Here is a 273-nt window from a genome sequence, read left to right as displayed (position 1 = left end):
CTACAAGGGCAACCGCGTCGCCAAGAACGACGGCGTGACCTTCAAGGTCTACACCAAGGATGAGGCCGCCTACGCCGACATCCAGTCCGGTTCCCTCGACGTGATGGAGTCCGTCCCGGCCTCCGCCACCAAGACCTTCCAGAAGGACTCCACCGTACAGGCCTACAACAAGGCCGGCTCCGTCATCCAGCAGTTCACCATCCCGGCCAAGCTGAAGCACTTCGAAGCCGACACCGAGGAAGGCACCCTGCGTCGCCAGGCCGTCTCCATGGC

General features: G+C 63.4%; 1 protein-coding gene. It reads left to right on the top strand.

Annotated features, from left to right (window positions below):
- Nucleotides 1-273 (top strand): ABC transporter substrate-binding protein (locus AC0IW9_RS30855; RefSeq protein ID WP_471652114.1); only part of this gene is annotated, 273 nt, incomplete at both ends.

It is taken from the genome of Belnapia sp. AC561 (genome assembly GCF_979252845.1).
Note: the sequence above shows the minus strand (reverse complement) of the source record. Positions and strands in the feature narration are given on the sequence as shown.